Genomic DNA, 13,371 nt, shown 5'->3' on the forward strand with positions numbered 1-13,371 from the left:
CGCCGATGCGACCGTTGCGTTCAGACGGGTAATTGCACCGTCAGCAACGAGCCGTTCACGCGCATCACGACGACATCCTGTCCTTCGATCGGCGCCTCGCCCACGATCTCGGCCGGCCATTCGGCGCCGGAGATAAAGACGCGACCGCGGCCCGAAACGAACGTTTCGACCACCCGCGCCCGTTGGCCGACCAGACGGCTGTCGCGATCATTGATGTCGGGACCGTCGGGATTGGCTTTGGAGATCAGACGGCGGGATAGCAATGTGGCGATGACGGTCAGAACCGCGAAGACGGCCACCTCGCCCGGTAGCCCCAACCGCACGCCCGCCGCCGTCATGACCGCGACGACGCCCGCTGAGACAGCGGGCCACAGCAGCCATTCGGTCGAGAACATCGCCTCGACCGCCAGCAGCAGAACCCCGATCGCCAACCAGATCCAGAACGGCTGGGCGGCATAGAGATCAGCAAGCGACATCATCGTTCAGCCTCCTTCGATCAGGCCGAGGGTGGAACGGAGCCCCCGGCGGGGCGGCGGGGCGGCGCAGGCCGCACGGGCGGCGTCGCGCCCGAGTTCTGGTCCTTGGCCAGGCTGACCATCTCGCCGATGCCGGCGATGGTGCCAACCAAGGCGCCCATTTCGGCGGGCACGATGACGGTGCGTTGCTGCGGGCTGCGGGCCAGTTCAGCGAAGGCCTCGACGTATTTCTGAGCCACGAAATAGTTGATGGCGTTCACGTCCCCGCGGGCGATGGCTTCAGACACCATGGCCGTGGCGCGGGCCTCGGCCTCAGCCTCACGCTCGCGCGCCTCGGCGTCGCGGAAAGCGGCTTCCTTTCGACCCTCGGCCTGAAGGATGGCAGCCTGTTTGGCACCCTCGGCGCGGGCGATGGCGGCTGATTTCTCGCCGTCGGCCTCGGTGATGACGGCGCGACGTTCACGCTCGGCCTTCATCTGACGCGCCATGGCATTGGTGATGTCGGTCGGCGGGGTCAGGTCCTTGATCTCGATCCGATTGACCTTGACGCCCCACGGTTCGGTGGCCGCGTCGATGACATGCAGCAGGCGCGTGTTGATGCTGTCGCGCTGGCTCAGCACCTCATCGAGTTCCATCGAACCGACCACGGTCCGCAGATTGGTCATGCACAGCTGCGAAATCGCATAGGGCAGATCGTCGACGCGATAGGCGGCGCGGGCGGAATCCATCACCTGGATGAAGACGATGCCGTCGACCTTCACCATGGCGTTGTCCTTGGTGATGACCTCCTGGGTCGGCACGTCCAGCACCTGTTCCATCATGTTCATGCGGCGGCCAACGCGTTCCACGAATGGCGTCAAAAAGCCGATGCCCGGGCTCAGTGTCTTCGTGTATTTGCCGAAGCGTTCGACCGTAAATTCACGGCCTTGCGGCACGATCTTGATCACGCTGATCAACAGCACAATGGCCAGCAGCAGCACGACGCCGGCGAAGATGGTGGTCACGTCCATTCAGATCCCTCCCTGACGCGGCAAGCCTACCCGCTGCGCGCGAGCGGCGCCAGACAAACCGAGAGGACGACCGCCTTAAAGACCGTGCTTGGCCCGCCAGGCCGCGAGACGCACGCTGACGTCACGCTCGATGTCGCCGTAGAAAAGATTGTAGGGGACGATCTTGCGCCGATCAGCCCAACTGCCGCCAGCAGTCAAGAAATCGGCGTCCGGCGCGCTATGCCACAACAGACCGCCACGGCATTCGGTGGAGATCAGCCGGCCAGTCAGGGCCGGTCGGGCTCCCCATTCCAGGCCGGTCGCATTGGTGGCGCCGCTGTGCTGACGTGCTGCGGCACGTGGCTGGCTCGCAGCACCCGTTACCGGATTCACGCAGATGGAGTCAGTGGACAGGTTCACCAGATCGCCGCGATCATCCCATTCCAGAGCGCGTCTCAGCTTGCGCCGCGCGCCCGTTTCGTCGCCGTCCTGCACCGACGCCCACGCCACGATACATCCCGTTTGATCGGCGGCATCGCAGGGCGAGATCGCCTGCCGGAACATCTCGCGCCCGACCAGGGTCTCAATCAGATAGGCGGCGACAAGCCTGTCTTTCAGCGCCGTATCGGCGCGGAGTTGGTCGCGAACCAAACGCGCCGTCAGCTCTCCGCCCTGTTCCACGCCGGCGATAACGATGGGGCCGGCGGGATGCTGTTGCAGCCACAATTCGAAGGCGGCCTTCACGTCCTCATAGGCGAAGGCGCGCGCCTCGCGCGCGTCGTCACGCAAGGTTAGCCGGGTATAAAGGCTGGCTTGACGATAAAGCGGCGCGCTGACCCTGCCCTCCCGGGCGAAGGGCGACGCATAGTTGGGCAGCACCACGCGCCGCATATAGGCGTTGGCCCGCGCATCGTCGATCGGCCCATTCCACTCGGCCCCGCCGTCAAAGGTGGTCGGCATGACGAAGAAGACCGCCGCCTGGTTGAGTGTGCCGTGGTCAACCAGCGCCCAGGAGGATGTCTTTCGATAGTCGGGGGCGGGCGGCGGCTTGTAGGTCTGGAAGGGCACCTGCGGGTCCAACCCTGCCCTCAGAATGTCGCCGCTCCACACCGCAACGGCGGCCGTCAGCACGAAGACGGCGGCGAAGCCTGCATATCCGACCCATTGCCTGAAGGTTAGCCGACGCATCAGCGGTACGGATCAGCCGTGGCGAGGAAGTCCTGTACATAGCGCCGCACGCCCTCTTCCAGCGGCGTGGATTGACCCTCGAAGCCTGCGGCGCGGATACGATCCATGCGGGCTTCGGTGAAATACTGGTAGCGGTCGCGGATCGACAGGGGCGTATCGACATAGTCGATGGAAGGCGTCTTGCCGGCGGCCTCGAAGGTTGCGCGGGCAAGATCGACAAACGACCGCGCCTGGCCCGATCCGGCGTTGAAGATGCCCGAGACCTGCGGTGACTGGAGCAAAAACTCGATGATATCGACCACATCGTCGACATAGACGAAGTCGCGCATCTGCCCGCCATCCGCGTAGTTCGGATTGTGCGACCGAAACAGGGTCACAGCCTCACCTGCTGCGACCTTGGGCCAGATTTGAGCCACGACCGACTTCATTCCGCCCTTGTGACCTTCGTTCGGGCCATAGACATTGAAGAATTTCAGCCCGGCCCACTGGGGCGGCGCCTGACCCCGATCCGCCTGCCGAACAGCATACTGGTCAAACAGCATTTTCGAATAGCCATAAGCATTTAGCGGTCGAAGCTGCGACAATGAGTCTGCATCGTCATCGTCGTTGAAGCCCGTTTCGCCGTCGCCATAGGTGGCAGCGGAAGACGCGTAGATCATCCGCGAGCCTCGAATTGCGCACCAGTCCCATAGGTCGCGCGACAGGGTGAAGTTGGTCCGCAGGATCAGGTCAGCGTCCGGCTCGGTCGTCGAAGAAATCGCGCCCATATGAACCACGGCCTCGATCCGCTCGGCGTGGCGCTCCAGCTGTTCGAACAATTCTTCGGGCGACCAGAAGTCAGCGATCGCGTGTTTGGCCAGGTTCTTCCACTTGGCCAGGTCGGCCGTCTCCAACCGATCGCAGACGACGACATCACAGGCGGTCTCGGCTGTCAGCCGCGCAACGATGTTTGAACCGATGAAACCGGCGCCTCCGGTCACGACGATCATTCTCGGCGTCACTGCGCGCTCCCTGTCATCTTCTCGATCGTTCGCGTGGTCGAATAGCCGTCCTTGAAATCCGCCAGCTTGACCTCCCCGCCCCAGCTTTCGACCAGATCGCCGCCCACGACGCCCTCTCGCGTATAGTCCGAGCCTTTGATCAGAACATCGGGACGCAGCCGTTCGATCAGGGCGATCGGCGTCGGATCATCGAAGCTGGTGACGCGGTCGACGCTGGCCAGCCCGCCGATGACGACGGCGCGACTATCCAGATCATTCACCGGACGCCCCTCGCCCTTCAGTCGCTTGACCGATGCATCGGTGTTCAGCGCCACGACCAGGCGATCGCACCAGCTGCGCGCCTGCGCCAGATAGGCGACGTGGCCACGGTGCAGAATGTCGAAACAGCCGTTGGTGAAACCGACCTTCAGGCCCTGACGTCGCCAGCCCTCGACCTCGACCGCCAGCTCGTCGATCGGCGTCACTTTGGATACCGCAGCGGTGGCGTGCTGGCTTAGTTCGGCTTCGATAAGCTCGGCGGGTGTAACCACGGCCGTGCCGGCCTTCCCGACGACCACGCCCGAGGCCAGGATGGCGAACTCGACCGCCATCTCCACCGACGCGCCGGCGCCCAGCGCCAACCCGATGGCGGCCAGGCCTGTATCGCCCGCGCCAGACACGTCGAAGACCTCGCGCGCCCGGCCAGGGAAGTGCTTCACCGGTTCGCCGCGCCGCGCCAGGCTCATGCCCCTGCCCGCACGCGTGACGATGATCGCCTTGGCGGTCGTGGTGGCCAGCAAGGCGGCCAGCGCCGTCTCGACCTCTGCGTCCGTCCCAACCGGCAGGCCGGTGGCGCGGGCCAGTTCCGAAGCATTGGGCTTGATGACATCGACAGCGCCGTAGCGGGCGAAGTCCCTTCCCTTTGGATCGACGACAACCGGCGCACCGGATGTCTGCGCCGCGTTCAGCGCCGAAGCCAGAAGCGCATCGCTGACGACGCCCTTAGCGTAATCTGACAGCAAATAGACCGAAGCATCTGCAAACGCGTCCGAATCTTGGATCTCGGTCGGCGCAGCCTCGTCATCTAACCGAAGAAGCTGTTGCCCTCCCGAAACGAAGCGCGTCTTCACGATGGTGGACCCGCCCGCCGGCCTCGCCACGACGTCCTCGATGTGCGGTTCGGCGGCGATCAGAGCGGTTAGTTCCGCGCCAGCCGCGTCGTCGCCGATCACGGCGCCTAGCCGCGCCACACCACCCAGAGCCGCAATATTGCGCGCGACGTTGCCGACGCCGCCTGGCATGGCGACGGTGCGGCTGGTGCGGAGTACAGGGATCGGCGCCTCGGGCGAGATACGGTTCACCTCGCCATAGACGTAGCGATCCAGCATCAGGTCGCCGACGCAGGCGATCTTCAGGCCGCGCACGCGCTCCAACAGGCTTTGCAGGGAGCCAAGATCCAAGGTGTCAGACATGGGTCCGACCTAGAGGATTCAGGCGGCTTGCGCCACCGGCGCCTTGGCCCCGATCTTGATGGCCAGGTCGTCGAAGGCGATCAGTTCGGCGGCCAGGGCTTCGAACTGGCTCAGCGGCACCATGTTGGGGCCATCCGACGGCGCATTATCCGGGTCCTGGTGCGTTTCCATGAAGACCGCATCGACGCCCACAGCCACCGCCGCGCGCCCCAGCACCGGCACGAACTCGCGCTGACCACCGGACGACGCGCCCTGCCCGCCCGGCTGCTGAACACTGTGGGTCGCATCGAACACGACAGGGCAGCCGATCTCGCGCAGCACCGGAAGCGCTCGCATGTCGCTGACCAGAGTGTTGTAGCCGAAGCTGGCGCCGCGTTCACAGGCCATAACGTTGGGATTGCCGGCGCCGACCACCTTGGCGATGACGTTCTTCATGTCCCAGGGAGCCAGGAACTGACCCTTCTTGATGTTGATCGCCTTGCCGGTAGCGGCGGCGGCCAGCAGCAGGTCGGTCTGGCGGCTGAGGAACGCCGGGATTTGCAGTACATCGACGATCTCGCCGACCGGACCACACTGAACCTCGGAGTGGACATCGGTCAGGGTCGGCAGGCCTGTGACCTCGCGAATCTCGGCGAAGATCGGCATGGCGTCTTTCAGACCGATACCACGCGCGGCGCTGGCGCTGGTCCGGTTCGCCTTGTCGAAACTGGTCTTGTAGATGATGCCCACGTTCAACCGCTCGCCGATTTCCTTCAGGGCATGGGCCGTCTCCAGCGCGTGCTGGCGGCTCTCCATCTGGCAAGGACCGGCGATGAAAGCGATTCTTGCGCCGCCGCCGATGACGACAGGCGTCCGAAGACCTTCGGACAACGTAATGACAGCGTTGGGTCGGCTCACGAGGCGGCTCTTTCGACGTTCGGTGTTGTGGAGGCGGCTTTTGCCGCAGCTATTGGGCCATCAGGTGGCGCTCTGAAGGGATGAGCGCAAGTTATCACGGAGTTCGCCCGCGTGGCCACCAAACCTGTCATCCTGTGGTTTCGCCTCGATCTGCGACTGCATGACAATCCCGCCCTGAACCACGCGGCGGAGACGGGGCGACCAATCCTGCCCGTCTATATTCTAGACGAGCATTTCGAGCGGCCGATGGGCGCCGCGTCGCGCTGGTGGCTCGACAAGTCGTTGAGGGCGCTGGATGCCGCGCTTCAATATCGCGGTTCGCGCCTGATTCTGCGCAAGGGCAATGCGCTGAGCCAGCTTCAGGCGCTGATCGCCGATACCGGCGCCGAGGTCGTCTTCATGAACCGCCTGTTCGAACCCGCGGCGTTTGAGCACGACGCCGAGATCGCGCATGCGCTCAAGGCGGACGGCGTCGAATGCCGTGGCTTTAATGGCGCCCTGCTCTGCCGCCCTGGCGAGGTGCTGAATGGTTCAGGCCAGCCGTACAAGGTTTTCACCCCGTTCTTGAGAGCCCTCTTGGCCACGGCCGAGGCGCCGGTTCACACAACCGGACCGCGCCAAATACAGACGCCCGACACTGTTCAATCCGACGACCTCGACGGCTGGAAGCTGCACCCCCATCGTCCGGACTGGTCCAAAGGATTCGACTGGACGCCAGGGGAAGACGGGGCCTCGCAGGCCTTGTCCAGATTTATATCATCCGGCCTAAGGACCTATGCGAAGGATCGCGACTTTCCCGACCGGCAGGGCGCCAACAGCCGCCTGTCGCCGCATCTGCACTGGGGCGAGATCAGCCCTTGGCGGGCGATTGACCGCGCCCGACAGGCGGCCAAAGACGGCAAGGTGGCAGAGTCGGAGGCCGACAAATTCATTGCTGAGATCGGCTGGCGCGAGTTCTCGGCGCACCTGCTGCACCATTTTCCCTTCATCACCGAGCGCGCCTTCCGTCCCGAGTATGACGCCATGCCCTGGCGCAAAGACGACGCGAGCCTCAATGCATGGCGACAGGGGCGGACCGGATACCCGTTGGTGGACGCCGGTATGCGCCAGCTCTGGACGACAGGGTGGATGCACAATCGGGTTCGGATGGTCGTCGCCTCCTTCCTGATCAAACATCTGCTGATCGACTGGCGCGAAGGCGAAGCCTGGTTCTGGGACACGCTGGTGGATGCAGACCGGGCCAGCAATGTGCAGAACTGGCAGTGGGTCGCAGGCTCGGGCGCAGACGCCTCCCCCTTCTTCCGCATTTTCAATCCCATCACGCAGGGTGAAAAGTTCGATCCCGACGGCGGCTATGTCCGTCGGTGGGCGCCGGAACTTCGCCGCCTGCCCGACCGCTGGCTTCAGTCGCCCTGGACGGCACCCGCTGAAGTGCTGCGCGACGCCGGAATCGTTCTAGGGCGCGATTACCCCAAGCCGATAGTCGAACACGAGAAGGGTCGCGCCCGGGCGCTCGCCGCCCTGAAGACCGTTTCCGGCCGTGGGGACGACCACAGCGACCGTGATTGACCCCCATTGAATTCCGCGTTGAAAGTCAAAAAATGAGCGTCGCACACGCCGATATCGAAGCCGTCGCCAGCCGAACACCGCGCGTGTTCGCCATGTTGCTGCGGCTTCTAGCCGCCAACTGGACCTTCGGGCGCTTGACGGTGCAACTGCCCAATGGCGAGACCCATGTGCTTCAAGGCAAGCAGCCGGGTCCCAGCGGCATGATGGCCGTGCGCGACTATCGGTTCGCACGCCGCGTGCTGGCGGCCGGCGATATCGGATTCGCCGAAGGCTATATCGCGGGCGAGTGGGACAGTCCGCACCTGGCCGGTCTGCTCGAAACCTTGGTGGACAACTACGATCACATCCGGCGTCTGTTCGACGGCAATCTGATCATGTGGGTGGTCAACTGGCTGAGCCACCGCACCAATCGCAACAGCAAGACCGGGTCGAAGAAGAACATCCACGCCCACTACGATCTGGGCAACGCCTTCTATTCCCAATGGCTGGACGGGACGATGACCTATTCATCGGCCCGCTTCAGCCGCGATGGCGAGGCGCTGGAGACAGCGCAGCGTGAGAAATACGCCGCCCTGGCCCGAATGATGGATCTTCGGGCGGGCATGTCGGTACTGGAAATCGGCTGCGGCTGGGGCGGCTTCGCCGAGTTCGCGGCGCGCGAGATCGGCGCCAAAGTCACCGGGATCACGATTTCCAAAGAGCAACACGATTTCGCTCGCCAGCGCATGTTCAACGCGGGTCTGAGCGACCGCGCCGATATTCAGCTGATCGACTACCGCGATGTGCAGGGTCGATTTGATCGGGTGGCGTCCATCGAGATGTTCGAGGCTGTGGGCATGGAGTACTGGCCCGCATACTTCGGCAAGGTCCACGACGTCCTTCAACCTGGCGGCAAGGCCGGACTGCAGATCATCACGATCAGGGACGACCTGTTCGACGAATACAATGCCCGGACGGATTTTATCCAGAAGTACGTCTTCCCCGGCGGAATGCTGCCCTCCGAAGAACGGCTGGCGCCGGTCGTGTCAAAAGCCGGACTGTCCTGGCAGTCGGTGGAGCGATTCGGCCTCGACTACGCTGCGACGCTCAAGCTTTGGGATGAGCGTTTCCAGGCGTCCTGGAACGAGATCAGCAAACTTTCCGGCTTTGACGAACGGTTCCGCCGGCTCTGGCGCTTCTATCTCGCCTATTGCGAGGCCGGATTCCGCTCTCGCCGCACCGACGTCATCCAACTGAGCCTGTCTCGCTCATGAGCCCGCTGATTTCGACAACGGACCTCGCCGCGCGATTGGGCGCGCCGGATTTACGGATTGTCGATGGCAGTTGGCATCTCGACGGCCGAGACGCGCGCGCCGACTTTGAACAGGCGCATGTCCCTGGGGCCGTCTTCTTCGATCTGGACGCGATATCGGACCATGACAGTCCCCTGCCCCACATGATGCCAACGCCAGAGGCCTTTGGGGCTTCTGTCGGGGCGCTGGGCCTCTCCGTCGATGACCAGATCGTCGTCTATGATACGACCGGATTGTTCTCGGCGGCGCGCGTCTGGTGGATGCTGAAGACGATGGGCGCGAAGAGGGTTCAGGTGCTCGACGGCGGCCTGCCGCGCTGGCGTGAAGACGGTCGGTCGACCGTCTCCGGGTCGTCGGTTGCGGAGGCAGAGGACTTCCATGCCATGATGGCGCCTGATGCTGTCGCCTCCTTGGATGATGTGCGCGCGGCCTTGATCCAGGATACTCAAGTCGTGGATGCGCGCGGCGCATCGCGATTTAAGGGCGCAGCGCCCGAACCTCGCGCCGGCGTTCGCAGCGGCCATACGCCCGGCGCGCGCAACCTCCCCTACGGCCGATTGCTAAACGATGACGGCACGATGAAACGTGGCGCGGCCTTGGAGCAGGCCTTTGCGGACGCCGGCGTGAATATCAACCGACCTGTCATCACGACCTGCGGATCCGGCGTGACCGCCGCCATACTGACACTGGGCCTAGCCGAACTCGGCCACCCATCGCGGCTTTATGACGGCTCCTGGGCCGAATGGGGCGCCCGAACGGACACCCCCGTCGAAACCGGCTAAAATCAGGCCGGCGGCGCCGCGGGGACGACGTCGTCGGCCTCGGCCGGTTCGTCTTCCTCGCCACGCGAAACGACGGTGGCCAAAACCAGGTCGCCCGTGACGTTCAGCGTCGTGCGGCACATGTCCAGGAAGCGATCAACGCCAAGAATCAGGCCGATGCCTTCGGGCGGCACTTGCACCATCACCAGGATCATGGCCACGACCGGCAGCGAACCGGCCGGCACGCCTGCCGTGCCAATGCCGCCCAAAATGCAGACCAGCATGACCACGACCTGCTGCGTGATCGTCAGGTCAATGCCGAAGAACTGGGCCAGGAACAGCACTGTCACGCCTTCAAACAGGGCCGTGCCGTTCTGGTTGGCGGTGGCGCCGACCGTCAGGACGAAACGCGCGATCTTGCGCGGCAGATTCAGCTGCTCCTCAGCCGCCTTCAGCGACACCGGCAAAGACGCGTTGGACGAGGCGGTCGAGAAGGCCACCACCATCGGCTCGCGCACACCCTTGAAGAAGGCGGTGGGCGAGCGGCCGGCCAGCAGCCAGATCACCAGCGGATAGACCACGAACATATGGATCGCCATCGCGCCGACCGCGACGCCGACGAAGGCCGCCAGGCGCACCAACAGGTCCCAACCGAACAGGGCCGCCAGGTTGAACATCAGACAGGCGATGGCCAGCGGCGCCAGTTTGATGAACAAATTGATCAGGGTCATGGAAACCTCGAAGATCCCCTGGATCACTTCCTGCAGACGGTCCGTCGCCGGGCTCTTGGCCATGACTAGACCGATGCCGAAGAACAGGGCGAAGATCATCAACGGAAGGATCGCGTTCTCCGCCGCTGCGGTGACCGCGTTCGACGGCACCAGATCCAGGAAGAAATCGCCCAACTGGATCGAGCTGTCGCGCCCGGTCTGAACGATGCTGGCGGCGCCGTCCTTGCCCTGCTCCAACAGCTGCTGAGCCACCGCCGGATCGACACCTCGCCCGGGCTGGAAGACGTTGACCATCACCAAACCGATGACCACCGCAATGCTTGACACCACAACCGTCAGAAGCAGCGTCTTGATCCCCGCCCGTCCCAGCGAGCTGAGATCGCCCATCTCCGCCACCCCGACGACCAGGGCCGAGAACAGCAGCGGGATCACCATCATGAACAGCAGGCGCAGGAAGATCTGACCGATCGGCCCGGTCACGTTGTCCGTCAGCCAGACCACCCAGGCAGCATCGGCCCCGACCGCCAGATTGACCAGCAATCCCCCGATCAGACCGACCGCGAAACCGATCAACATCAGCCAGTGCAGCGCAAGGCCGCCGCGTTTCGTCTCGGTCATCTGTCCCCCAGGAAGCGATGCAAGCGTCGGCGCTTATCGGATCGGCAGGCCATAGATCAAGCCGGCCGGGCGCGCGTTCCATTGTGCGTTCAAACCGCGCGCCAGGTCGAGCGCCGATTGTGATCCCAGATTACGATCGAAAATCTCGCCATAGTTCCCGACGGCTTCGACCGCGTCCTTAGCCCAGTCTTCGGATAGACCCAGCATAAGACCGAACTCGCCCTCGACGCCCAGCAAACGCCGGACACGCGGGTCGGTCGCGGTCTTAAACTGATCTTCGGCATTGGCCTTGGTGACGCCGAGCTCTTCGGCCAGCATCAGGGCATTCAGGGTCCAACGGACGGTCGAGGCCCAGCGCTCGTCGCCCGACTTGACCACCGGCCCCAGCGGCTCCTTGGACGCGACATCGGACAGGATCACATGTTCGTTGGGGTTGGTCAGCACAGTTCGCGCGGCGGCCAGGGCGGAGATGTCGGCGCTGAATGCATCGCAATCCTCGCGACCATAGGCGTCGCGCGCCGCTTCCTCCGTCTCGAACACGACGGGCCGATATTCGATGCCGCGAGACCGGAAATAGTCGGCGGCGTTCGCCTGGGACGTCGAGCCCGACTGAACGCAAACCCGCGCGCCGGTCAGTTCAGTCGCGCTGTTCAGGTTCAGCGAACGCCGGACCAGGAAGCCCTGACCGTCGTAGTAGTTGATCCCGGCGAACACGAAACCTTCGCCCGCGTCGCGGCTCATGGTCCAAGACGAGTTGCGCCAAAGCACATCGATCCGTCCGTCGTTCAGCGCCGTGAAGCGATCTGACGCCGACAGAGGCACGAACCGCACCGCATCGGCATCGCCCAGCACAGCCGCCGCCGTCGCGCGACAGAAGTCCACGTCGAAGCCACGCCACTGGCCGCGATTGTCGGTGTAGGCGAAGCCGACCAACCCCTGATGCACGCCGCAGTTCAGGCGACCGCGGCGTTTGATGGCGGCCAGCGTCGGGCTTTTCGCAACCGCCGTCGAAGACGTTTGCGCGGGCGTGGCAGGGCTGGCTTCCGGCGCAGGGCTGGCGTCCTTGCGCCCGCAAGCCGTCGTCATCAGCACAACGGCCATCGCTCCGATCGTCCAGCACCGCATCGCGTTCCTATCCCTCGCCGCTTGCGCCCCGCTGGCTTTAGAGGCCTTTAGGGGCCGATCCGCAACCCATGGGAGGGGCCATGTCGCCGCTTTCGGACCGCACCCGCCTGATCGCCGCCGCCACGCGACGCGGCCAGGGTCGGCGCGGCGTCAATCCCCCGATCGAACGCGCCTCGACGATGTTGAGCGATAGCGCGGCCGTCATGCGTGACGAGACCGACGGGCCGACCTATGGCCTCAGCGGAACCAGCGCCGCCCGCGATCTTCGCCGCGCCCTGGCCGACCTGGAGGGGGCGAAGGAGGCCTTTCTGGTTCCGTCGGGTCTTGCGGCCGTCACGGTTCCGCTACTGGCGCTTTTAAGACCGGGCGACGAGGTGATCACAACTGACGCCGTCTATGGTCCGACGCGCCGGTTCCTGAGTCGGTATCAATCGGCCCGCGGCGTCACGACCCGCTTTTTGTCCGCAGACGCAGACGCGCAGACTGTTCTGGCCGCCATCGGCGAACGCACCCGTTTGGTGCTGATGGAGTCGCCAGCCTCCCTCACATTCGAGATGGTCGATGTCGCCGCCGTGGCCCAGGCCTGCCGCGCGCGAGGTGTGTTGACGGTGGTCGATAATACCTGGGCCGCTGGCATGGCCTATCGCCCGCTCACCCATGACGTGGACGTCAGCGTTCAGGCCGTCACCAAATATGTCGGCGGTCATTCGGACGTGCTGATGGGCAGTATCGCTTCGAGCAATCCCGCCTGCCTGCGCGCCATCGGCGACACGATCGAGGATCTCGGCTGGCATGTGTCGCCCGATGACGCCTGGCTTGCGCTGCGCGGCCTGCGGACCCTGCCGCTGCGCTATGCCGAACAGGCGCGGTCGGCTTTGATCGTCGCGGAGTGGCTGCACGCTCGACCCGAGGTGTCCCGCGTCCTTTATCCACCCCTGCCCGGCTCGATCGGCCATGACGTGTGGCGGCGAGATTTCACCGGCGCGGCGTCCCTGATGGGCGTGGTCATGAAGGGCGGCGACAAGGCGGCGGGCGAGGCGTTCCTGAACGCCCTGACCCTGTTCGGCCTCGGCTATTCCTGGGGCGGATTCGAAAGCCTGATCACCCATGAGACCCATCAGATGGCCTACCGCCACCATCCACTTGTGCTAGAGGGCGAACTGATCCGACTGCATGTCGGTTTGGAAGACTCCTCCGAACTGATCGCCGATCTGGAACGAGGTCTCGCCGCCTTCACCGCCGCGCTCACGGTTCCTTAAGCGCCGCAAAGGAC

Annotated in this window: 12 protein-coding genes; 4 read left to right on the forward strand and 8 right to left on the reverse strand. The window is 64.4% G+C overall.

Going from position 1 to position 13,371, the window contains the following annotated elements; all coding sequences use genetic code 11:
• Positions 1-20: 20 nt before the first annotated feature.
• From E4341_RS09180 to kdsA, 6 genes are all read right to left on the reverse strand, one after another.
• The gene (locus E4341_RS09180; protein ID WP_165116761.1) at positions 21-479 is read right to left on the reverse strand and encodes an NfeD family protein; all 459 of its coding nucleotides are present in this window, start codon (positions 477-479) and stop codon (positions 21-23) included.
• 17 nt (positions 480-496) lie between these two features.
• Complete coding sequence (locus E4341_RS09185; RefSeq protein ID WP_153921808.1) at positions 497-1,486, reverse strand: SPFH domain-containing protein; 990 nt, start codon at positions 1,484-1,486, stop codon at positions 497-499.
• 75 nt (positions 1,487-1,561) lie between these two features.
• The gene (locus E4341_RS09190) at positions 1,562-2,653 is read right to left on the reverse strand and encodes a DUF3089 domain-containing protein (RefSeq protein ID WP_165116763.1); all 1,092 of its coding nucleotides are present in this window, start codon (positions 2,651-2,653) and stop codon (positions 1,562-1,564) included.
• Entirely contained in the window at positions 2,653-3,642 is a 990-nt protein-coding gene (gene rfaD, locus E4341_RS09195) for an ADP-glyceromanno-heptose 6-epimerase (protein WP_165118669.1), read from the reverse strand. Before rfaD ends, E4341_RS09190 begins: the two co-directional genes overlap by 1 nt.
• An 8-nt stretch (positions 3,643-3,650) precedes the next feature.
• Positions 3,651-5,105 carry a D-glycero-beta-D-manno-heptose 1-phosphate adenylyltransferase gene (rfaE2, locus tag E4341_RS09200; protein WP_165116765.1) on the reverse strand — a complete coding sequence of 485 codons (1,455 nt, stop codon included), beginning with the start codon at positions 5,103-5,105 and terminating at the stop codon, positions 3,651-3,653.
• An 18-nt stretch (positions 5,106-5,123) separates the two neighbouring features.
• Positions 5,124-6,002 (reverse strand): 3-deoxy-8-phosphooctulonate synthase, encoded by an 879-nt coding sequence (gene kdsA, locus E4341_RS09205; RefSeq protein ID WP_205751265.1) that lies wholly within the window; start codon positions 6,000-6,002, stop codon positions 5,124-5,126.
• A gap of 111 nt (positions 6,003-6,113) precedes the next feature.
• Here kdsA and E4341_RS09210 point away from each other — a divergent pair, with 111 nt between their 5' ends.
• From E4341_RS09210 to sseA, 3 genes are read left to right on the forward strand one after another with little or no spacing between them, the layout of a single operon-like run.
• The gene (locus E4341_RS09210) at positions 6,114-7,571 is read left to right on the forward strand and encodes a deoxyribodipyrimidine photo-lyase (protein WP_165116767.1); all 1,458 of its coding nucleotides are present in this window, start codon (positions 6,114-6,116) and stop codon (positions 7,569-7,571) included.
• Between the two features lie 32 nt (positions 7,572-7,603).
• Complete coding sequence (locus tag E4341_RS09215; protein ID WP_165116769.1) at positions 7,604-8,824, forward strand: cyclopropane-fatty-acyl-phospholipid synthase family protein; 1,221 nt, start codon at positions 7,604-7,606, stop codon at positions 8,822-8,824.
• Positions 8,821-9,645 (forward strand): 3-mercaptopyruvate sulfurtransferase, encoded by an 825-nt coding sequence (sseA, locus tag E4341_RS09220; protein ID WP_165116771.1) that lies wholly within the window; start codon positions 8,821-8,823, stop codon positions 9,643-9,645. Before E4341_RS09215 ends, sseA begins: the two co-directional genes overlap by 4 nt.
• 2 nt (positions 9,646-9,647) lie before the next feature.
• On the opposite strand, the gene E4341_RS09225 is transcribed toward sseA, so the two are convergent.
• Together E4341_RS09225 and E4341_RS09230 are read right to left on the reverse strand one after the other, a co-directional pair.
• Positions 9,648-10,973, reverse strand: a complete 1,326-nt coding sequence (locus tag E4341_RS09225) for a dicarboxylate/amino acid:cation symporter (RefSeq protein WP_165116773.1) — start codon at positions 10,971-10,973, stop codon at positions 9,648-9,650.
• Positions 10,974-11,006: 33 nt separating this feature from the next.
• Entirely contained in the window at positions 11,007-12,074 is a 1,068-nt protein-coding gene (locus E4341_RS09230; protein ID WP_205751266.1) for an amino acid ABC transporter substrate-binding protein, read from the reverse strand.
• 104 nt (positions 12,075-12,178) lie between these two features.
• Between E4341_RS09230 and metC the strand changes: the two genes are divergently transcribed.
• Positions 12,179-13,357, forward strand: coding sequence for a cystathionine beta-lyase (gene metC / locus E4341_RS09235; protein ID WP_165116775.1), 1,179 nt, complete (start codon positions 12,179-12,181; stop codon positions 13,355-13,357).
• Positions 13,358-13,371 lie beyond the last annotated feature (14 nt).

Source organism: Brevundimonas sp. 'scallop', assembly GCF_011045535.1.
In the GTDB taxonomy this organism is placed as follows: Bacteria; Pseudomonadota; Alphaproteobacteria; order Caulobacterales; family Caulobacteraceae; genus Brevundimonas; species Brevundimonas vesicularis.

Excerpts from the sequence above, each read along its gene's own strand:
- E4341_RS09180 (WP_165116761.1), bottom strand. The coding sequence starts at position 479 with ATGATGTCGCTTGCTGATCTCTATGCCGCCCAGCCGTTCTGGATCTGG.
- E4341_RS09185 (WP_153921808.1), bottom strand. The coding sequence starts at position 1,486 with ATGGACGTGACCACCATCTTCGCCGGCGTCGTGCTGCTGCTGGCCATT.
- E4341_RS09190 (WP_165116763.1), bottom strand. The coding sequence starts at position 2,653 with ATGCGTCGGCTAACCTTCAGGCAATGGGTCGGATATGCAGGCTTCGCC.
- rfaD (WP_165118669.1), bottom strand. The coding sequence starts at position 3,642 with ATGATCGTCGTGACCGGAGGCGCCGGTTTCATCGGTTCAAACATCGTT.
- rfaE2 (WP_165116765.1), bottom strand. The coding sequence starts at position 5,105 with ATGTCTGACACCTTGGATCTTGGCTCCCTGCAAAGCCTGTTGGAGCGC.
- E4341_RS09215 (WP_165116769.1), top strand. The coding sequence starts at position 7,604 with ATGAGCGTCGCACACGCCGATATCGAAGCCGTCGCCAGCCGAACACCG.
- sseA (WP_165116771.1), top strand. The coding sequence starts at position 8,821 with ATGAGCCCGCTGATTTCGACAACGGACCTCGCCGCGCGATTGGGCGCG.
- E4341_RS09225 (WP_165116773.1), bottom strand. The coding sequence starts at position 10,973 with ATGACCGAGACGAAACGCGGCGGCCTTGCGCTGCACTGGCTGATGTTG.
- E4341_RS09230 (WP_205751266.1), bottom strand. The coding sequence starts at position 12,074 with ATGGCCGTTGTGCTGATGACGACGGCTTGCGGGCGCAAGGACGCCAGC.
- metC (WP_165116775.1), top strand. The coding sequence starts at position 12,179 with ATGTCGCCGCTTTCGGACCGCACCCGCCTGATCGCCGCCGCCACGCGA.